Raw genomic sequence first — 21,053 nt, forward strand, 5'->3', positions numbered from 1 at the left:
ATCAGCCATAGGGACTAAAGTTTATCTTACAGCAACGATTCGAGGTCGTTCTGTTACACAGTTCAGAGAAATCTCAGGAGAGGAGAGCGGCAGCCTGATGGTGACATTTGGTTTAGGAGATGCATCCGTTATCAACGAGATTACCGTAAAATGGCCTTCAGGCATCGTTCAAGTCTTGCAAAATGTTGCTGTCAATCAGGTGCTGACCCTTCTTGAAAGTGAAGAGAACTTGGCTAAAAAGAAATCTAAAAGTATACATCGATCTGCAAAGTCCATGAAGCGGTAAAAAATTCATCATAGCACTGGATCAAGCACTTGATGGATTAAACACGGCACCAAATAATCATCTGAAAAATCGCCCAGAACAGCGTCACGCCCCATTCGGCACATCCATCCTGCAAGTTTTCCCCCAAAAACAAAGTGGCCCAGATGAATTCCTACCCCTTTTCTTAGAGGCACTTGCAATTTTTCCTGAACGATGTCACCCCCGTTCAATCTTCGAATGACTTCTTCTTTCCATTGATCATGATCAATGTCTGAACCCATCAGAACTCCCCGCCCACGATTGAGGGATGGGGGTTTAAGAACAAACAAGGACGGGTTATCAATCACATACTGAGGAATTTCAATCAAAGCCCTATGAAACTCTGTTTTGGTTCTTTGAAGACTTCGAGTCCAAGGAATGAGAAAACTTTTCAATTGATTTTCTTGAGGAGTGAAAAAAATTTCAAACTCTGGAGAAGATAGAATCGTAAACGTCCTTTTATCAAACCCAATTTGGGAACGAAATGAACCTACGACACAGACATTTTGATCAAAATAGGCCTTGGTCATTGGCTTTACCTTGTCCCAGGCCTCTAGATATTCCCTGGTCACTACCCGACGATAAATTAAATCAATTCTAAAATCGTCCTTCCAAAGAAACGTCCCGTCATAACGAAGCTCTCGCGGATCTGCTAAAACGGTTGAAATTCCCATTTGATTAAAATAATGTGCCAAATCGATTTGTTCAGGACGTGTCGCAACGTCTTTCCAATCAACAATGGCGATCTGGGGAACCTCCACCCGCCTTTTTGAGAATTCGTGGTAGCAATCAAGTAAAGTATCCAGAACCCGTTTTCTTAAAGAGGAGTAAACTCTCTCTTCCCCTGGAAAAGATTCAATATAAATTCGATTTAATGCCTCGACATACGCCATCCCCGATGTTCCATCGGTATTGAGTTCAAGTAATTTTAAATTTTCCCCATCCCAAAAAGAATCCCAACGGGTCAAGGGACAAGACACAGAATATCCAGGATGAGCCAAAATCAAATCCATTAAACGGGAGTCGAAAGAATAGAGCTCTCGAAATTCCCCCTTGATAAAAAGCGTCGTAACCTTTTCTACAGTAGAATGAAGTATTTCCAAATCCTTCTTAAAGGAAAGAGCATCTTTTTCTTCAATGAGATAAGGTTCGTGACAAACCTCTAAAGACTTTCCTCCATAAGAGATTCCCTTTAAAGACCAGGCATGATAAAAATTTTGCACATTATCCATATCTCTCTTTAAGCGCAAGGTTAATAAATTTGTCCAGATGATCCGATAAGAACATTGGAATATTGATAAGATTGTTATCCTTTTTTAGATTTTTTAGAGAAAACCTTACCCGTATAGGAGGAGCATATTGTTGATTGTAAAAGGTGAGACTCTTGCCTCGCACGTTCTCATCCGATTTAACTTCTATAGGTATAATATCATTACCGCGCTGAATGATAAAATCAACCTCAGCTGTTGAACCGGAAGACCAGTATCTGGGCATTACTTCGTATTGAGCAATAAGGCATTGTAAGATATAGTTCTCGGAAAGGGCTCCTTTAAACTCCGAGAACAACCTGTTACCTTCATGATACGACACGGGATCTAGGAGTGCCAACCGGCGCAAAAGCCCAACATCAACCGCATAGAGCTTAAAAGCGCCTAGATCGTCATACGCTGATACAGGAAGGCCTGGCTTTGTATTTCGATATATTTTATATCCAAGGCCAGCATCGCAAAGCCAGGTCAGGGCATCTTCGTATTCTCTCGCTCTTCCCCCTTCTTTGACCGCCTTAAACATGAACTTCTTATTCTCTCTTGAAAGCTGCGATGGAATCGAGGACCAGATTAACCCCAGTTTGACCCTATCTTTTGTTTGAGCGTGTTTTGAAAAATCAAGTTCATAGGCGTTCAATATGTCCCGCAATATTTTTTGAACTTGTGCAATATCCCTTTCCTTGACCCAGGCACGTACGGGTTCAGGCATACCTCCCGTCATAAGATACATCTTCATTTTTTCATGCAACTGATTAAAAAAAATATCGGGTATCGGCCCAAACTCATCAATGCTATCAGTGTATTGAACAAGTTTTTCTTCTCCTGATGCCCACAGAAACTCTGTAAAGGTCATTGGATAGACTGTTAAAAATTCCACTTTACCGACTGGGAACGAAGCCGGCTTTGAAACCTTGATCCCCAATAGTGATCCCGCACAGGCAATATGATACTCCGGAGCAACTTCGCAAAAATATTTCAAAGTATTGAGTGCGGCGTTGCATTCCTGAATCTCATCGAAAATGATCAGCGTCCTTCCGGGTAAGATCCGCGTACCATTGATCATCGCCAGACTTTGCAAAATTCTCTGAACATCCTTTGTCGTTTCGAAATATTGTCTTAATTCGACCTGCTCCTCAAAATTAAAATAAGCCGTATTTTCGTAATATTGCTTGCCAAATTCCTTCAACAACCACGTCTTCCCAACTTGACGCACCCCCTTCAAAATAAGAGGTTTTCTCTGTTCCGACTGCTTCCATGAAATCAATTGACTTGTTAATAATCGCTTCATAATCACCTATTTAGTTGCTAATATGTGTTATAAATCACATTTATATGACCAATTGATCATAAAAAATGGGGAAAAGCAAATATATTTCATGCCCATGCACTTGACTCAACCAGTACCCATTTGATGTTTGATTTTTGATTTTTATCGTTGTACGCTATTTCACATGGAAAAAAATTTATATCCCTTAAAATTTAAGCCCATTTTCAAAGAAAAGATCTGGGGAGGAAGAAACCTAGAAACCCTCCTTGAAAGGCGTCTTCCCCAAGACAAAAAAATAGGAGAGTCTTGGGAAATTTGTGACCGAGGAGAAGATCAGTCCATTGTAGAAAATGGTCCATTCAAAGGGAAAACGCTTCATCAACTCATTTCTTTCTTTGGACAAAAACTGCTTGGGAACCATTTTCAGCCTCCTTTCAATCGATTCCCTCTTCTTTTTAAAATCATCGATGCCCAAGAAGATCTAAGCCTCCAGGTTCATCCAAATGATTCTTATGCAAAGGCTCATGAAAAAAATGATTCAGGAAAAACAGAAATGTGGCACGTCATTCATGCTGAAAAAGACGCAAAAATATATTGTGGTCTTAAAAAAGGAATCGACAAGACATCCTTTAAAACAACCATCAATCAAAATAAAATTGAAGATGAAGTGAAAGTTTATTATGCAAATACCGCCGACACTTTTTTCATTCCAGCTGGAACTGTCCATGCCTTAGGAAAAGGAAATGTTGTCATTGAAATCCAGCAAAATTCCGATCTGACCTATCGTTTGAGCGATTGGGGTAGAATAGGTCTCGATGGAAAACTTCGTCCCCTTCACATCGAAAAAAGTTTGGATGTGATTCAGTTTCAACCTTCAAAAGAGACATCTCTTTCGGGCAAGGTGACCCGCTCAACTCTTGGAGTCGAATGCCCTTACTTTAGAGTCAAAGAAGAAGCCCATCAAAAACCTTTTTCAGAATCTATCGGAAATGAAGCGTTTCAGGTATGGATTATCCTTGAAGGGAAAGGATCCATTGCAGGGCAGCCCTTTAAAAAAGGAGATTTTATGCTGATCCCGGCCCATATTGGGAAGGTTGCGGTTGAACTCGAACTTCCTTTACAAATGCTAAGAGTGCTGCCAGGAAATCACGGAGAATAAAAATTGATATTGCTTTAGATAACCGAAAATTAAAGAAAGAACTTTTGTCTAATTTGAAAATACCTTATAGGCGCAGCGTATACTTAGGAGTAAAGAGCACGATCAAGAGAATACCCAACCATAAAATAAAGGTTCCCCAAAAAAGTCCTGAGATGGCCCTTAAAAAATCTGAGATGACAGAAAAAGAAGCGAGCACCGATAGTCCGCCAACCATTCTTGCAAAGCACCGTCCCTTCGGGTTTACCGTCCCTTCCATGTATGAGAGAAGTCCCAGATAAGGAACAAAGAGAAGCGCCCAATTATAGGTCAGAGAATAGGAGGGGAGAAGAAAGGCTAAGATTAAAAAAAGAGAATATTCTAGAAGCCTGACGTGAGGACCTCTCTTTCCTAATAAAACTAAACTAGAAAGCCCGATCATCATATAAGAAATTCCCTTGAGAAGAAAATGGAGTGTTCGAGGGGAAAAATCGATTAAATTTTCATGAAGATAAAGGCTCCATCTTCCTCCCGGCTGAACGGAAAATAGCCTCGCGAAGGCACTGGGCAAAGACTGGCTGCTTAATTTAAGAATTCCAGAACTTTCGTGTCCAAAAGATTCGGGATGGGCCAGATAAGGACCTACCAAGGTCTGGTACCACTCCTTCAAAAATAAAATATTCCCTTTTATTCCGAAAAAAAATGATGGAAGAATATAAAACCATAAAACAATTCCAAGAACTACCCCAAATAAAAATTTGAAATTTCTTTTCAAAAAGAAAAATAAAATAAAAAGAATCAAAGGAAAATAAATGACCACTGAAATGATCAAACATAATCCCCCCCAAAAATCTTTCCCCTTCTCAACAGCATAAAATGAAGCCACGAGAAAGAAAAGCATGAACAATTTGGATTGTCCAACGGAAAGATGATAGACGATAAAGGGTAAGGATAAAAGAAAGGCGATTAAAAAAGACCTCACCCCTTCCTTTTCAGAAAGCCCCCATCCTTTCCTCATTTTCCAAAGTAAAATCATGGTTAGAATGAAAGAAAAGACATTCATCGCATACCATATTTCTTTTGCGACCCCCTGCGGCAAAAGAGCGAGAGGAGAAAAAAGAAGGGCAAAAGAGGGAGGATATCGAAAAGGGGTAAAAACCTCCCCAGGATCTAAGTAATAAGGGGAATACCCAAAGATTATCGCATGCGCCCCTTTGTAAAAAATATCAAAGTCAGATCCGTGACGAAAATAAATTACAATCCCTAAAACAATCCAAAAACCCCAAAAAAGGATTTTTAAAATTGATTTTTTAGAAGTTAAATTCATAACAAATCCTTTTCGTAAAGAACCCTGGCTAACACCCAAACTTTGTTAGAAGCCACATCAATCCAGAATTTTCCACCCCAAATATTTTTTGTTTTTAAACTTCCCAAGAGCTTCACAGAAAACGGCCGTGAAAATTTCATACTTAAAGAAATTTTTCTCCAACCTTCTAAACCTAACCAAGGAAGCTCAAGAGCTTTAAAAACGGCTTCTTTGATGGCCATCATTTCTGCAAAGGCAATCCCCTTATTTCGATGAGCCTTAATATAAGACCGTTCCTCTCGAGATAAATAACGTCCTAATTTATCCCGATAGTTTCGATAAATGGATTGGGCCCTTGAAACCTCAATCAAATCAATTCCAAGCTGAAGGATTTTATTCATTGTGATAAAATTTAAACTCTTTTAAAGTCGCCATTAAGCATAAAGCAAACAGTTTATTTAATGAATCAAATCTTTTCAAAAACATCTTTGATCATTTTTACGTTTTTGATCACCCTGATGGGGATGAGCCTTCTCACAGAAGGGCTCATACGCATTTTCTTACCCCTTTATAATCCTTCAGGAAGGATTGCATTTTACTCCAATGAAGAGGGACTTTATCTTGGGGAAAAAAATTCCGTTCTCCGTCAATGGAAAAATACGGGAGATTTTGACGTAAGCGTTCGAATCAATAGGTTTGGTTTCAGGGATGAGAAAAATCTCCAATCTTCTACTGAAAAAGATTGGTTTGTTGTGGGCGACTCCTTCAGTTTTGGCTGGGGTATTGAAGAAAGTGATCGCTACTCTAATCTCTTAGAAAGAATGCTTCATGTGAGAGTGTTTAATATCTGTGTCCCTGGAGATTTTGAAACCTATGAAAAACTCATTCATTACGCAGAGAAAAACGGAGCTATTATTAAAAACCTCATCATCGGTGTTTGTATGGAGAATGATCTCCATAATTATACCCCTGCGAAAGAGCCAGACACGTCCATCACACCCATCTCTCACTCGCGAAAACTAGCCGCAATCAAACAATGGCTCACCTCCCACTGTGCACTCTATAATGCCGTGGGTTACATTGTCCATCAGAATAACTTGTTGAGGAAAGTCGCCGTTCACTTGGGATTTGTGATTGAAAATTTTGATGGACTTAATCGAAATACTTTTTCTCCTGAGATTTTATTGAGCTCATCTAAAAAGCTTGCTGAAATCGCTAAGAACTACAACACCCTCATCGTCATCATCTCTTCAAGGGGACTCTGGCTTTCTAGCACTCAAGAAACGGAACGTAAAGTTCATGATACGTTTATTCAAAAATTAAAAGAGTTCAATTTGAAAGTGATTGACCTACAACCTTTTTTTGAAGAGGGAGGAAATCCGTTAGGCTATCACTTCAAAAATGACGGACATTGGAATCAATCCGGCCACCTGAAAGCCGCTCAAGTGATTGAGAAATTTATAGAAGAAGAACAACAATAAAAACAGCGACGTCTGACCTTCCCCTTTAGTCTAAAGGGGAGTTGAAGGGGTTACAAGATAGCGGTTAATGGCATAATATTGCGCTTTAACCGGAGCCGACTTCTGGTTACTACGCTTTTCATCCATGATAAACCCTCTCTCATACATTTGTGGTTTCACATTCGCATAAAGCTCATAAAGCTCCGGTTCAACCACAGGTCTTTGAATATAACGAGGTTGATACAAATCTTGTATAAATGAAAGCGGCCGACCGCTCACCAAAGAAAGTTTGACATCCTTCCAATCACTGTCCGTCTGATTCTCGACCATCGCCCACCCCTGTAAACGCGAAGGGTCATCTTTTCCAGACCCCATCACCAACCTGAAACTCGTTTTCCAATATAATGAGGTGACCCTGTATTTTCTTGCTTCACGGCTTAAAGCCCAAATGCTAGCATGACAGCATGAAAAAATATTTTTTAATTGGAATTGCAGGAAGCGGAATGAACAGTCTCGCTTATTTTTTAAAAGCAGAAGGTCACGAGATCATGGGATCTGATCGCTCGTTTGATCGATCAGAAATGAAAAATGTAAAACAAGAACTTCTAACCAAAAATATAAAAGTTTTTCCCCAAAATGGATTGGGAATCACTGCTGACCTTGACGGGATTATCTATTCAAGTGCCGTTCAAAAGAATAATCTTGATTTAATCAAAGCCCGTGAATGCCATCTTCCCATCATTTTAAGAGCTCAAATGCTTGCCCATATTTTTAACTTAAAAGAAGGCATTGCGGTCAGTGGAACAAGTGGAAAAACAACCGTCGTAGGAATGATTGCTTCCATCCTACAAGAAGCAAAAATAGATTTTTCTTTTCTATGTGGTGGAAAAGTTAAAGGATTATCACAAAATGTTGCAATCGATTGGAAACTAGGAAAATCCTCATCCATGGTGATTGAAGCTGATGAAAGTGATGGAAGTTTAATCCACTATAAACCTAAGATCTCTATCATCACTAACATCTCAAAAGATCATAAAGATTTAGATGAACTCTATCCCCTTTTTCAGCATTTTATCGACTCAACTCAAGGCCTTATCATTTTAAATGGAGACTGCCCGGAAACAAAAAACATCAGAATTGGAAAAAACTCTACTTCTTTTTTCAAAAAAGAGCATGTTCAGAGCTTACAACTATCGGATGAAGGATCATATTTTACAGTCGATAAAATCCCTTTTCAGCTTACAGTTCCAGGCACCCACAATGTCATGAATGCCCTGGCGGCCATCTTAGCTGCACAAGCCCTTCAAATCCCAATGAACCAGATTCAAGGAGGTCTCAGAAAATTTCAAGGGATTGAGCGCCGTCTAGAATTAATTGGAACGGTAAAAAAAACAAGAGTCTATAACGACTATTCTCATAACCCCGCCAAGATCCACGCCGCTTTAGAAACGCTAAAAATTTTGACTCATCGACTCATTGTTGTTTATCAGCCCCATGGGTTTGGCCCCTTAAAACATCAATGGGATGAACTTCTAGAAACTTTTTCAAAGGGGATTTCTTCAAAAGACATCCTCTATCTTTTACCCATTTATGATGCAGGAGGAACAGCGAATCGAAGTGTGAGCTCAGAGGATTTTGTAAAAGATTTAAAAAAGAGAAATGTCCCAGCCTTCTTCTGTCAAAATCGGGAAGACCTTCAAAAAAGAATGAAAGAAGAAATGATAGAGGGAGATGTCGTTACCGTCATGGGGGCAAGAGATGGAACGTTGACTGAACTGGCCTATAAAATATTTGAGGGAATCGATCACCGAACACCCATCACCTATAACCTATCACCCATTTTTCCTGCTTCCAGGATGTAAGAGCTCATCCATATCCAAAAGCATTTCTTCTCGGCTGTAAGCAGCAATATCCATGATTTGAGTATCCATGCGAATCGCATCTTCAGGACAAACTTCCACACAAAATCCACAATAAACACATTTACCTAAATCAATGTCAAATTTCTTTGCTACTTTCTCTATATTAGGATCGGGATCTTCCCCAGCAATAATGTAAATGCATTTGGCGGGACAAACGGTCTCACATAGCATACAAGCGACACACCGAGGGCTCCCATCTTCCCTTTGCACCAATCGATGGCGGGTTCTTAATCGAGGGGCATACTCCCTTTTCTCATCGGGATATTGAATCGTCACAGCGGCTGATTGACCCTTCAAGAAACCTAAAAGATGTGCTGTGTGTAAGAAAATATTTTTGAAAAAATGGGTCGAGGTGATTAAAATTCCCTTAAATGCTTCAAAGATATAAATGCGTTCTAAGAATGTAAGTTCTTTGCGATTCACAAGATGAATTCCTTTAACAAAACCATTATTAATCCTGTAACAAGTATATTCATAAGCGCCAATGGCAGCATCATTTTCCATCCTAAGCGCATCAACTGATCATACCGAAAGCGTGGCAAAGTCCACCTGACCATCATCAAAAACCAACAAAAGAAAATAATCTTAAGAGAAAACGATAAGACCCCTAAAAGAGCTACTCCGGTCTGTGGAATAAGCCAGACCCCTCCCCAAGGGAAATGGAATCCATCAGAAAAAAGATAAGGGATTTGCCAGCCTCCAAAAAATAAAGTTGCTAAAAGAGCTGCCGCTAACACTGTTTCAAGAAAATCCGAGAGCATAAACATTCCAAATTTCATTCCACTGTATTCAACAAAATAACCAATGATTTCTGACTCTCCTTCGGGTAAATCAAATGGGGCTCGCTTGGTCTCAGCCATCGCTGCTGTCATGAAGAGCAGAAACCCCACTGGCTGAACAAAAATTCCCCACTGAGGAATCCAACTCAACCAATAATGCCCTTGGGCCTGAACCAAATCTTGTAAATTAAGAGAGCCATAGATCATAATAATCCCGATCAGAGAAACACCCATGGTAATTTCATAAGAAATCATTTGAGAAGAGGCTCGAAGTCCCCCCAAAAAAGAGTAATTATTATTAGAAGAAAAGCCTGCAAGGAAAACTCCATAGACCCCCATCGACATGACTGCAAAAATATAAAGAAGCCCAACATTCATGTTTGAAACTTGTAGGGAAACAGGATGTCCCCAAAGCATCAAATGATCTCCAATGGGAATCGCTGCAAAAGCAATAAGGGCAAAAAAAACAGAGATAAAAGGAGCCAGCATGTGAAGAGTTTTATGACCCAATCGAGGAGTAAAATCTTCCTTCATAATCAGTTTAATCATATCTGCAAGGGGATGGAATAAACCTAAAAGACGAAGCCCAAAAATCCTTGCTCGATTAGCCCCAATACGGTCCTGGATGACAGCACTCTGCTTACGCTCTACCCAAGTTAAGAAACCCGCCAAGTTAAGCGCTCCCATGATAACGATCAACGTTAGAACTATTTTCACAAGAATGTCAAAGCACATGTTTTTTCCGTCCATCGTCCATCGTCCCTCGCCCTTCGTCCTTCGAATCGTTCAACAGCACTCCTTCTTCCCCTAATTTTTGATAACTCATCCCATTAAAAGCAGATTCCGCCTGAACCATTTTTTCAAAAATGACGGAAGAATTCTCATAAGGCAAATTGATTCCAATATGTTGAGCCCATTCTTTTAAAATCTGCCACTCGGCCTTAGACTCGCCCAAGGCAGGAAATGCCTTAAAAATCCTTTGGACCCTACCCTCATAGTTCATGAACGTTCCATCTTTTTCAGCATAAACTGAAGAGGGAATAATCCATTTTGCTAAATTCATCCCTTCATGTTGATTAGAACCAATCCATACCATTGAATCTACTTTTTCAGCAATTTTTTGAGCTCTTTCCTTTCCCAAAAGATCGATTAAATTGTGACCGAAAAGAATCAATGTTTTGATTTTTCCAGCTTCTGCTAATGAAAAAATCTCATTCGCCTTAGCTTCAAAGCCCAGGGCTTGAGCCCCTTTCGTATTAGGCGTTTTATCCGACTTTCTCAGCAAATGATCTTCTTCTCCAGACTTCTTTGTTGGAAGATAGGCGATCGTCTGAATCCCAAGCTTATGAATAAATAATTCTTTTGCTATCCATAAATCCTCAAGGGTCACATCCGTTGATACAATCACAGCTGTATTTTGAAGCTCTTTCATAACCCAAGAACCCTCTTCCATCACTTCTTGCCATGAGGCTTGAACCAAATCTTTTCCATTGTTCTTCATCGGATATAAAACCCGATTCTGATCAATAAAATGATAATTATAACGCCCCTCATCACAAATCCACCACTGATTCACTTCAGGATTAACGCGTGGTTTAAGCCTCATCACACGTTCGTTAGGGGTCTGGTAAGGTCTTTCTTTATTCCAATGAATTTCGATATTACATCCCCGACTGCATCCTGGACAAATGGAGGACGTCTTTTCTAAAAACCAAACCCTACACTTAAAGCGAAAGTCCCGATCCGTTAGGGCACCGACAGGACAAATATCAACGGTATTTCCTGAATAAGCATTATCTAACTCTTTGCCAGGAGCCACCGTAATTTCAGCATGATCTCCACGATTGACAATCCCCATCTCATGGGTTCCAGTCACCTCATCACAAAATCTCACACACCGAGAACATAAAACACATCGCTCGCCGTCCAACATCACCGTGGGGCCAATGGGGACTACTTTTTCTTTTTTGACCTTATCTTCAAAAAGTCGGCTTTCATAAAGGCCATAATTCATATAATAATTTTGAAGCTCGCATTCTCCAGACTGATCGCACACAGGACAATCCAGGGGATGATTCACCAAAAGAAATTCTAAAACGGCCTCTCGGGCTTCTTTGACTCTATCATTTTCGGTATGAACCACCATGCCGTCAGCGACAGGTATAAAACACGAAATTTGCAATTTTGGAGATTTTTCCACCTCAACCAAACACATGCGGCAATTTCCAGCCACAGAAAGCCCTGGATGGTAGCAATAATGAGGAATAAACGTCCCTGCCTTTTTCGCAGCTTCAATAATAGAAGTTCCTGCTGGGACTGCGATATCTTTTCCATCAATTTTGAGTGTTGGCATATACACACTCCGCAAAATCCAAAAATTAAAATCCAAAAATCAAAACCACAATGCAAAATTTAAAACTATCACTGTCAAATGGATTGAAAACTTTTTGGATTTTAATATGTCATTTTGAATTTTGATATTTGATTTTTGATTTTATTTAAGTGCTGCTTCTACTAAATCACAAGAACCCGTTTTTATATGATGCTCAAATTCTCCTCGAAATTTTTTAATGTAGCTGATGACAGGAGACGCGGCTGCGTCTCCAAAAGCGCAAATGGTATTTCCTTCAATATTTTGACTAATATCTATTAAATTATCTAAATCTTGAGGACGACCTTTCCCTTCCCAAATTCTTTCTACAATCTTTAAAATCCAACCCGTTCCTTCTCGACAAGGGCTACATTGTCCACAAGATTCATGGGCAAAAAAACGTGTGGCGACGAGAAGTGCTTTGACCATACAAGTCGTCTCATCCATGACCATAATTCCAGCAGAACCCAGCATGGTTCCTGCAGCAGCCAAAGAATTAAAATCCATCCGAATATCAATCTCATTGGCCTTTAAAATGGAAGAGGAAATCCCACCTGGAATCACCGCCTTTAATATTAAGTCCTGTCGAATGCCTCCTGCATGTTCATAAATAATCTCTTTCAAAGAAGTACCCAGAGGAAGTTCATAAAGGCCTGGCTTTTTTACATGCCCACTCACGCTATAAAGACGCGTTCCCCCATTTTTTTCACATCCTAATTTTGAAAACCACTCAGCACCTTTGTTAATGATATGAGGAACACAGGCCAAGGTCTCAACATTGTTAATCACCGTTGGAGAATTAAAAAGTCCCTTAACCGCTGGAAACGGAGGCTTCAGTCTTGGAAACCCTTTTTTTCCCTCTAAAGAATCTAAAAGAGCTGTTTCCTCCCCACAAATATAGGCCCCCGCTCCCACATGAATAATTAAATCTAGAGAATAATCTGTTCCAAAAATCCCCTTTCCAAGAAATCCTTTTTCATAAGCCTCTTCGACCGCTCCCCTAAAAATTCGCACCGGCTCCACATATTCCCCTCGAATATAAATAAAGGCCTTATGAGATTTCACTGCAAAACAGGCAATAATAACTCCTTCGATTAAGGCATGTGGATCCAAACAAAGGATATAGCGGTCTTTGAATGTTCCAGGCTCCCCTTCATCTGCATTGATAACCACATAGCAAGGTTTCTTTGATTGCCTCGGGATAAATCCCCATTTCATTCCCGTTGGAAATCCTGCCCCACCTAGCCCGCGAAGATTAGATTTTTTGACCTCTTCAATCACCTGTTCAGCGCCCATCTCGGTCAAAACTTTTCGTGCAGATGTATAGCCTCCTCGAGAGCAATAAACCTCGATTTTATGGGCATTGGGAACATCAAAATGCTGTGATAAAATTTTAGGGCAAGCGCTCATATTTTTTGCTCGCTCAAAATCTTACTTAAAATCTCATCCATCGATTCTTTCGTCAAAGGCCCGATATAGCGATCATTCAATTGCATCATCGGTGCTATTTCACAAGCCCCTAAACACTCAACGGTTGACAAACTAAATCTTCCATCCTCGGAATCTTCACCTACATCGATACTCAATCGAGTCTTTAAATATTCGATTATTTCTTCACAACCTAATAAATGACAACTCATGTTACGACAGACTTGAAAATGATACTTCCCTTTTAATTTCGTATGATAAAGGGTATAGAAACTCACAACCTCCCTCACCTGCATCAAAGGAAGATCTAAATATTCTGCGGCGGCCTTCTCAATTTCAGGAGAAAGAGAGCCATATTTCTCTTGAGCCAAATTCAAAACAGGCAAAAGAGCTGCCCGCTTGGTCTCATACTGAGACATAATTTGTTCTAACTCAAGTTTATATTGGTATGTAAAATCTGAATTTTTGATCATATTTTTATATCAAAATTTAAATATCAAAATGACAGATTAAAATTCAAAATGTATTTATGTCTAGCCTTTTGAAAAATTTTGATTTTTGGTTTGTCATTTTGCATTTTGATTTTTGATATTTGATTTTTTAATTTATCTATCCAACTCCCCAGCGATCATATTGACCGAACCAAAAGTAGGAACAATATCGGCAACCATGTCCCCTTCCAACATGAGGGGAAGAGCCGCTGTAATTGGAAAACAAGGCGGACGAACCCTCACCCGAAAAGGGCGTTCCGTTCCATCACTCACAATATAAAAACCCAGTTCTCCATTGGCGGCTTCTACTGGAAAATAAACCTCTCCCTTGGGCGGGCGAATCCCATGACCAAACATGACCAATTTAAAATGATTCATGAGCCCTTCAATATTGCCATACGTTGCTTCTTTGGGAGGAAGAACCACCTTCTTATTAGCAACATTCACCTTGTCGTGGAAACCGGCCGTACTCCCCTGAAGCGTTGGATCAAGCTCAACAGGTTTTCCTACAATCTCTTCGATCTTTCCCATTTTAGCTGAATCAACCATATTAGCGGCAAGAATAGGTTTTCCATCTTCAGGTCGAATCGGTTTCCCTTCTTCATTCACAAGAATAGGCCCCGCAGGAATAAGATCCAACGCCTGTTCAATCATCTTCATACTCTGTTCCATCTCTTCCATTCTCACATAATAACGGTCTAAATTATCACCCGAATTTCCTAAAGGAATTTCAAAATTTAATTGATCATAAATTAAATAAGGTTGGGCTTTTCGCACATCATAATTGACACCCGTTGAACGCAAAAAAGGGCCTGTAATCCCATAAGCGATAGCATTCTCTTTAGAAATAACCCCCACTCCTTTCAGGCGATCCACAAAAATTCGATTACGGGAAAGGAGTTTGTCGACTTCCTTCAAAACTTTTCTCACCTCTTTCATCACCTGCTTCGTCCGATCTCGGAAACCCTCTGGCAAATCTGCCTTCACTCCCCCCACACGCCCATAAGAAACGGTGAGCCGAGCCCCTGCAACCTGTTCAACCAATTCATATAAAAATTCTCTGGCCTTAACCATATAAAGAAAGACCGTAAAAGCCCCTAACTCCATGGCCGATGCACCCACACAGGTCAGATGATCCGTAATTCTGGAAATCTCGCTCATGATCACACGAATAAATTTACAGCGCTCTGGAATTTCTAAACCCATTAACTTTTCAATAGCCAAGCAATAGGCAAAATTATTAATGAGGGGAGAAACATAATTCAAACGATCGGTATAAGGAATGGCTTGATTATAGGGACCCTGCTCACACATTTTTTCAAATCCACGATGGAGATATCCAATTTCAACGTCTGATTTAAGAACCGTTTCCCCATCGAGCTCTGCTGTAATGTGAATCACCCCATGCATTGCTGGGTGCGAAGGTCCAATATTTAAAAGCATGTGCCGTGTTTCAGTTCTTTTTTCTTGGGTCATCATCAGATCTTTACCTTATCAACCCTCATCGTGCAGAACCACTCATCAAGGGCTGTCTTTTATTGACGGGGTAGTCTTTACGAAGGGGATGGCCTTCAAAAGGCTCATACATCAAAATTCTTTTTAAATTGGGATGTCCATTAAATTTAATCCCAAACATATCCCAAACCTCTCGCTCATACCAATTCGCCCCTGGATAAAGGGATACCACCGAATCTATAGCGCAATCGATTTCAGGAACCAGGGCCTTCACACGAATTCTATGATTAAACTGAAGAGAGTAAAAATGATACACCACTTCAAAACGGGCGAGATTCTCTCTTCCCAAATAATCAACCGCCGTCAAATCCATCAAAAAATTAAAATCAAGAGATGAATCATCTTTGAGAAAGGAAACGAGTGGCAAAAGCCCTTCTTTTTTAATGAGGACAGTTTGATCACCCCATTGAGAATGGGCGTCTGTCACATACTCTGAAAACTTTGATTTTAATTGGCCTAGAATGTCCATATATCACCTTAATCCAAAATTCAAAAATCAAAATGCAAAATGACAAATTAAAATTTAAATTGAGAAACAAAACCAAAAGATACTTTGATTTTTGATATGTCATTTTGATTTTTGATTTTTAATTTTTGATTTTTGATTTACACTGCTTGTTTCTGCCTTTGTATCTTCTCTTGCAGCTTCATGAGCCCATCCAACACATTTTCTGGCCTCGGCGGGCAGCCTGGAATATAAACATCTACAGGAATAATCGTATCAATTCCCATCACCGTCGCATAATTATCATAAAAACCACCCGTACACGTACAAACCCCAAAAGCGACCACCCATTTAGGCTCACACATCTGATCATAAATTTTTTTTAAAACAGGGGCCATTTTCTGACTGATCGTCCCGACCACAAAAAGCACATCCGACTGGCGTGGAGAAAAACGCACAAGACCCGCTCCGAAGCGGTCCATATCATAATGCGAGGTAGCTGTTGCCATGTATTCCATCCCACAACAAGCCGTGACAAAAGGATATTGAAAAATAGAATACTTGCGTGCCCAACCAATGGCTTCTTCAAGCTTGGAAGTAAAAAAACCAGTCACTGAATTAAGAATACTCATGAAACCTCTTTAAATAAATCCAAAAATCAAATATCAAAAACCAAAATTAAGGAAGAATTTAATTAAGAAACTCCTTCATTTTGCATTTTGAATTTTGAATTTTGAATTTTGATTTTTTTACTCCCACTCCAACGCCCCTTTACGCCAAGCATAAACGAGCCCCACCACGACCACGGCTAAAAAAGCAACCATCTCCATTAATCCTAATAATCCTAAACTCTTAAAAATAACCGCCCACGGAAATAAAAACACCAATTCCACATCAAAAATGATAAACAGCATGGCCACTAAATAAAACTTCACCCCAAATCTCCCCCGAGGTAAAGTCATCGGTTCAAAACCACATTCAAAAGGTTCACTTTTAACTTTAGTAATCCTTTTGGGTCCTAAAAGGCTGGCTAAAGTCAAAAGGGTAAAAGCAATAAATCCTGAAAAAGCAAAAACAATCAATAAACTTGCATATTCCATAACGACTCTAATCAATGAATGATCTATACCTTACTTACTTCACCGTCCAATAAGCCTTGGATACTACACCATCCCACCTTGTTTGTCTACCGTTTCGTAAACCACCATCCTTTCTAAAAAAGCCTCTTTCCACCATAATTTTTGGGCTTGGAAAAAGATAAACTGAGGCAATTTCATGAGAAAAATGGCAAGAAAGACTAAAAACAATCCCCTGATAAACCATGAAAGAAAAAACAAAAATAAAAAAAAGGTTATAAGAAATACCCCCCCTAAAATTAGAAATGCGCAAGCAAAGAAAATATTTCTAAAAGAAATTTTTCCATAAGCCCGATAACGAATATTACAATAAGTACAATGACAAATGATCCCCAAATCATGATAGATCCCATTCAAGGAATGCCAATCCAACCCTTTAGAAGCTACAAGATTTGACTTACATTGAGGGCAAAACTTATCACAAGAATAAAACTGATAAGGACCTTTCCAATTTAATTGCATTTTCAATTCTTATCTCTTATTTTCATCGTTCACTATCCTTTGTCATCATAGTTGTAGCCATAGCTTATGAGCCACCCGATGCGGATAAAAAGAGTCCACAGTCGACAGTCAACGGTCGACAGTTTTAAAGGAAGTATTTTTTTCTATGGACTGTAGACCGTTGACTATGGACTCGTTTTTCATATTTATGATAGAGTATTCGGCCATGAAGATGAAGAGCGAATCATTTGCTACACCCCAAGGAACAGAGAATTTTCGAAAACGATTTGAGGGAAAAACTTCCCCAGAACATTTTCGAAATGATTCCCTTTTATCAAATTCATTATACCTTTCCTCTTTAGGGCTAGGAACTTATCTTGGGGATCCCGATGATGAGACTGACAACCAAGTCGAAAAAATGGCTCGGCTGGCCGTTCAAAGTGGAGTCAACGTGATCGACACTGCCATCAATTATCGCTATCAAAGAGCGGAACGCTCCATTGGACGATCCCTCCATCAGATGTTCACCCAAGACAAAATTAACAGAAATGAAATTGTGATTTCTACCAAAGGTGGATTTATCCCTTTTAATGGAAAAGAGCCTGAGACTCCTGATCTTTATATTCAAAAAAATCTCATCGACACTGAGCTTGCCTTTGAAGAGGAAATTGTTGCGGGATGCCACTGCATCAGTCCCTCTTATCTCCAAAGCCAGATTAATCAAAGTCTTGTGAACCTCCATCTGTCAACTATCGACATCTATTATGTCCATAATCCTGAAACTCAATTAAGAGAAGTTTCGAGGAATCAATTTTACAAAAGAATTCAAGCCGCCTTTAAACTTTTGGAAGAAAATGTTGCTCAAGGAAAAATTCGCTGCTATGGAACAGCGACATGGACCGGTTTTTTAGCTAATCCTAAAACGAAAGATTACTTAAGTCTAAAAGATTTGATCCAAATTGCCCATGACGTAGGGGGAACTCAACACCACTTTAAGGCGATTCAACTTCCCTACAATCTTGCGATGCCCGAAGCGCTACTCCATCGAAATCAAGAATTAAATGGCCAATGGGTTTCTCTTCTTACGGCCGCCCAAAACCAGGGATTCATCGTCATGTCTAGCGCCTCTCTCTTACAAGGCCGGCTGGCGGAAACCCTGCCTGAAGCCGTTCATCATTTATTTAAAGGGCTTAAAACGCCTGCTCAGAAATCGATTCAATTTGTGCGCTCCACCCCTGGGATTACAACAGCCTTGGTTGGAATGAAAAGTCAAGCACACCTGAAGGAAAACACTGAAACCCTTCAGCACGAGCTTGAACCCGAATCCATTACCAGCGTATTTGAAAATTAAATAGGTGTATCATTCAAAATTTTTATGCAATTCGATCTCTTTAACCAAGCTGAAAACGATGTTTTTTCCTCTCCCTCTTATGAGGCGTTTCGCAAAAAATTTTTGGAGGTAGGATGCACCCAATGTGATCTCCACAAGGGAAGAACAAATATTGTTATTGATCGTGGAAATCCAAAATCAGAAATCCTCATCATTGGAGAAGGGCCCGGAGAACAAGAAGATCTTCAAGGAAAAGCCTTTGTTGGAAGGGCAGGAAAACTCCTCGATAAAATCATGATGAGCATTAATCTCGATACTAATCAAGATACGCTCATTATCAATGTGGTTAAATGCCGCCCGCCCAATAACCGAGCGCCAACCGAAGTCGAAGCCAAAACATGTCGTCCTTATCTTGAGCAACAAATTGAACTGGTGAAGCCTAAAATCATCATTCTTTTGGGTGCTACGGCCCTAAAACATATCATTCCAGAAAAGAAAAATTTTTCCATGGAGCAAGAAGCCGGAAATTTTTTCACCCATCTAAATTATCCCGGCATTCAGTTCATGGTTCTCTATCATCCTGCTTACCTTCTCTACGACCCCCGAAAAAAAGAACCCATGTGGCAGCATGTAAAAAAGTTGAGGGATTTTTTGGGACTGCAAAAAGCTGAGAGTTCCAGAGCGTTTTGATGATTATAAAGCAGGGTCAAGCGGCAAGGGTCATGGGTCAACGGACCCTTTAATACTTGACCCTTGACCTTTGACCCCTGACCCTGTTTTTCTTCGCCCTTCCCCACCACTTCTCAAGCTGCTCCAATGAGCATTCTTCCACTTTTTTTCCAACCTTTTGCGCCGTCTTCTCAATGAATCGAAACCGCTTGTAAAATTTTTTCACCGTATCGCGCAAAACTTCTTCAGGAGATTCTTCATGAAAACGGCATAAATTCACGACTGAAAAAAGCAAATCCCCAATCTCTTCTCGAATGGCCTTCTTATTCCCTCGCTTCAATTCTTCTTTTACCTCCTGAAATTCTTCTTCTACTTTTGCCACCACTGCATCCACCTCTCGCCAACCAAAACCGACTTTTGCTGCTTTCTTTTGAATTTTTTCCGCCTGACTCAAAGCAGGAAGATGTCTGGGAATCCCATCCAAAAGAGATGAACGCAACAACCCGCTTTTTTCCTTCTTCTTAATCTCTTCCCATTGTTTCTTCACCCCCGCTGAATTCTCGATTTTTATATCTCCAAAAACATGTGGATGCCGACGAATCAGTTTTTCACAGCAAAGCCTGGCCACTTTCTGTAAATCAAATTTCTTCTTTTCCTTCGCCATCTGAGAATGAAACACCACCTGCAAAAGCACATCCCCCAACTCATCCACCATCGCATGCGTATCCTGATCATCAATGGCATCCATTAATTCATATGCCTCTTCAATCAAATACTTCTTCAAGGTCTCATGCGTCTGCTCTCGATCCCAGGGGCACCCCCCCTTCGCTCTCAAACGAGACATGATTTCTTCCAACTCTAAAACCCAATCTTTAGCGCTACTCTTTTTCATGTTTCTAGTCCCCTTCATCATCATACGTGATACTGTAACATGAAAATCCACTGTAAAAATCCAAAAATCAAAGTGTTTCCCTTGCAATAGCATTTAGAAATTTTGAATTTTAATATGTCATTTTGATTTTTGATTTTTAAATTTTAAATTAACCATTGGAACTATTCCATCACCCTATGCTAGAATAGTTCCATGGAAATTAAGCGACGTGCCTTCAACCAGTTACAGCATGAAATCTCAGAACCAGAAATCTCCGTCCTGCTTGGAGCACGTCAAGTCGGTAAATCTACTCTTCTCAAACAACTTGAAAAAGAAGCAAAAGGAAAGGGATATTCGACCCAATTTTACAATTTAGAACTCGCTTCAGATCTTGAAGAACTCGCTGGAAATGAGAAGGACATTTTTGAAAAACTTTCCTCAGCGGCTCAGATCGTATTCATTGATGAGTTTCATTATTTAAAAAATGCCTTCAAAATTTTTAAGGCCATATATGACAGCAACTCCAAGGTAAAAATATTTGCATCCGGATCTTCTTCGATTGAAATTCATAAACACCTAAAAGAAAGTCTGGTTGGGCGTTTTAAGAAAACCATGATTTATCCCCTTTCTTTCGAAGAACTTCAACAAATCCCATCATTCAAACTTCAAACCTACTGTCAGTGGGGTGGCATGCCAGGACTGATCCATCGAAACTCACTCCCGTCAAAAGCAGAACTCCTGGAGAACATTGTAAGCACTTACCTAACCAAAGATATCAAAGCGTTGATCCAGGAAGAAAATGTCCGCGCCTTCAACTCCCTCCTATACATGCTTGCGCAAAACCAGGGATCTCTCGGCGTTGTCGCAAATCTTGCCAGAGAAATTGGAATCAGTGAATCAACCGTTGCCCGTCAC

Annotated in this window: 23 protein-coding genes; 7 read left to right on the top strand and 16 right to left on the bottom strand. The window is 40.0% G+C overall.

Annotated elements, in window-relative coordinates; genetic code table 11:
- Positions 1-286, top strand: a 286-nt coding sequence (locus HYS07_08170) for an ASPIC/UnbV domain-containing protein (protein MBI1871149.1), incomplete at its 5' end; no start/stop codon positions are given.
- Positions 287-294: 8 nt separating this feature from the next.
- Here HYS07_08170 and HYS07_08175 read toward each other — a convergent pair.
- Positions 295-1,536 carry a hypothetical protein gene (locus HYS07_08175; GenBank protein MBI1871150.1) on the bottom strand — a complete coding sequence of 414 codons (1,242 nt, stop codon included), beginning with the start codon at positions 1,534-1,536 and terminating at the stop codon, positions 295-297.
- Complete coding sequence (locus HYS07_08180; protein ID MBI1871151.1) at positions 1,529-2,860, bottom strand: ATP-binding protein; 1,332 nt, start codon at positions 2,858-2,860, stop codon at positions 1,529-1,531. The genes HYS07_08175 and HYS07_08180 overlap by 8 nt, the downstream gene beginning before the upstream one ends.
- Positions 2,861-3,023: 163 nt before the next feature.
- On the opposite strand from HYS07_08180, the gene HYS07_08185 reads away from it, so the two are divergent.
- Complete coding sequence (locus tag HYS07_08185) at positions 3,024-3,998, top strand: class I mannose-6-phosphate isomerase (protein MBI1871152.1); 975 nt, start codon at positions 3,024-3,026, stop codon at positions 3,996-3,998.
- 64 nt (positions 3,999-4,062) lie between these two features.
- Here HYS07_08185 and HYS07_08190 read toward each other — a convergent pair whose 3' ends face one another.
- The gene (locus HYS07_08190) at positions 4,063-5,301 is read right to left on the bottom strand and encodes a DUF2029 domain-containing protein (protein ID MBI1871153.1); all 1,239 of its coding nucleotides are present in this window, start codon (positions 5,299-5,301) and stop codon (positions 4,063-4,065) included.
- Positions 5,298-5,681 (bottom strand): 4'-phosphopantetheinyl transferase superfamily protein, encoded by a 384-nt coding sequence (locus HYS07_08195; GenBank protein ID MBI1871154.1) that lies wholly within the window; start codon positions 5,679-5,681, stop codon positions 5,298-5,300. The genes HYS07_08190 and HYS07_08195 overlap by 4 nt, the downstream gene beginning before the upstream one ends.
- A gap of 60 nt (positions 5,682-5,741) precedes the next feature.
- Here HYS07_08195 and HYS07_08200 point away from each other — a divergent pair, with 60 nt between their 5' ends.
- Positions 5,742-6,761 carry a hypothetical protein gene (locus HYS07_08200; GenBank protein MBI1871155.1) on the top strand — a complete coding sequence of 340 codons (1,020 nt, stop codon included), beginning with the start codon at positions 5,742-5,744 and terminating at the stop codon, positions 6,759-6,761.
- A gap of 30 nt (positions 6,762-6,791) precedes the next feature.
- Here HYS07_08200 and HYS07_08205 read toward each other — a convergent pair whose 3' ends face one another.
- Entirely contained in the window at positions 6,792-7,070 is a 279-nt protein-coding gene (locus tag HYS07_08205) for a hypothetical protein (GenBank protein MBI1871156.1), read from the bottom strand.
- A gap of 134 nt (positions 7,071-7,204) precedes the next feature.
- On the opposite strand from HYS07_08205, the gene HYS07_08210 reads away from it, so the two are divergent.
- Positions 7,205-8,602: a hypothetical protein gene (locus HYS07_08210; GenBank protein ID MBI1871157.1), complete on the top strand. Its 1,398-nt coding sequence runs from the start codon at positions 7,205-7,207 to the stop codon at positions 8,600-8,602.
- Here HYS07_08210 and HYS07_08215 read toward each other — a convergent pair.
- The 10 genes from HYS07_08215 to HYS07_08260 form a co-directional block, all read right to left on the bottom strand.
- Positions 8,573-9,166 carry an NADH-quinone oxidoreductase subunit I gene (locus HYS07_08215; protein ID MBI1871158.1) on the bottom strand — a complete coding sequence of 198 codons (594 nt, stop codon included), beginning with the start codon at positions 9,164-9,166 and terminating at the stop codon, positions 8,573-8,575. The genes HYS07_08210 and HYS07_08215 overlap by 30 nt on opposite strands.
- Entirely contained in the window at positions 9,082-10,164 is a 1,083-nt protein-coding gene (locus HYS07_08220) for an NADH-quinone oxidoreductase subunit H (protein ID MBI1871159.1), read from the bottom strand. Before HYS07_08220 ends, HYS07_08215 begins: the two co-directional genes overlap by 85 nt.
- A 1-nt stretch (position 10,165) precedes the next feature.
- Positions 10,166-11,794, bottom strand: coding sequence for a (2Fe-2S)-binding protein (locus HYS07_08225; GenBank protein ID MBI1871160.1), 1,629 nt, complete (start codon positions 11,792-11,794; stop codon positions 10,166-10,168).
- A 141-nt stretch (positions 11,795-11,935) separates the two neighbouring features.
- Positions 11,936-13,222: an NADH-quinone oxidoreductase subunit NuoF gene (gene nuoF / locus HYS07_08230; GenBank protein ID MBI1871161.1), complete on the bottom strand. Its 1,287-nt coding sequence runs from the start codon at positions 13,220-13,222 to the stop codon at positions 11,936-11,938.
- Positions 13,219-13,713 carry an NAD(P)H-dependent oxidoreductase subunit E gene (locus HYS07_08235; GenBank protein MBI1871162.1) on the bottom strand — a complete coding sequence of 165 codons (495 nt, stop codon included), beginning with the start codon at positions 13,711-13,713 and terminating at the stop codon, positions 13,219-13,221. Before HYS07_08235 ends, nuoF begins: the two co-directional genes overlap by 4 nt.
- A 132-nt stretch (positions 13,714-13,845) precedes the next feature.
- Positions 13,846-14,412, bottom strand: a complete 567-nt coding sequence (locus tag HYS07_08240) for a hypothetical protein (GenBank protein MBI1871163.1) — start codon at positions 14,410-14,412, stop codon at positions 13,846-13,848.
- 820 nt (positions 14,413-15,232) lie between these two features.
- Positions 15,233-15,715, bottom strand: coding sequence for an NADH-quinone oxidoreductase subunit C (locus tag HYS07_08245; GenBank protein MBI1871164.1), 483 nt, complete (start codon positions 15,713-15,715; stop codon positions 15,233-15,235).
- Positions 15,716-15,852: 137 nt separating this feature from the next.
- Complete coding sequence (gene nuoB / locus HYS07_08250) at positions 15,853-16,323, bottom strand: NADH-quinone oxidoreductase subunit NuoB (protein MBI1871165.1); 471 nt, start codon at positions 16,321-16,323, stop codon at positions 15,853-15,855.
- Positions 16,324-16,440: 117 nt separating this feature from the next.
- Entirely contained in the window at positions 16,441-16,791 is a 351-nt protein-coding gene (locus HYS07_08255; protein MBI1871166.1) for an NADH-quinone oxidoreductase subunit A, read from the bottom strand.
- Positions 16,792-16,854: 63 nt separating this feature from the next.
- Entirely contained in the window at positions 16,855-17,295 is a 441-nt protein-coding gene (locus tag HYS07_08260; protein MBI1871167.1) for a hypothetical protein, read from the bottom strand.
- A gap of 205 nt (positions 17,296-17,500) precedes the next feature.
- On the opposite strand from HYS07_08260, the gene HYS07_08265 reads away from it, so the two are divergent.
- On the top strand, positions 17,501-18,619 hold the full coding sequence (locus HYS07_08265) for an aldo/keto reductase (GenBank protein MBI1871168.1): 1,119 nt from the start codon (positions 17,501-17,503) through the stop codon (positions 18,617-18,619).
- Between the two features lie 24 nt (positions 18,620-18,643).
- Positions 18,644-19,288, top strand: a complete 645-nt coding sequence (locus HYS07_08270; protein ID MBI1871169.1) for a uracil-DNA glycosylase — start codon at positions 18,644-18,646, stop codon at positions 19,286-19,288.
- A gap of 49 nt (positions 19,289-19,337) precedes the next feature.
- Here the strand turns inward: HYS07_08270 and mazG are convergent, their stop codons facing one another.
- Positions 19,338-20,159 carry a nucleoside triphosphate pyrophosphohydrolase gene (gene mazG, locus HYS07_08275; protein MBI1871170.1) on the bottom strand — a complete coding sequence of 274 codons (822 nt, stop codon included), beginning with the start codon at positions 20,157-20,159 and terminating at the stop codon, positions 19,338-19,340.
- A 192-nt stretch (positions 20,160-20,351) separates the two neighbouring features.
- Here mazG and HYS07_08280 point away from each other — a divergent pair.
- The coding region (locus tag HYS07_08280) for an AAA family ATPase (protein MBI1871171.1) at positions 20,352-21,053 on the top strand (702 nt) is incomplete at its 3' end.

This window comes from Chlamydiota bacterium, from assembly GCA_016178055.1.
Taxonomy (GTDB): domain Bacteria; phylum Auribacterota; class JACPWU01; order JACPWU01; family JACPWU01; genus JACOUC01.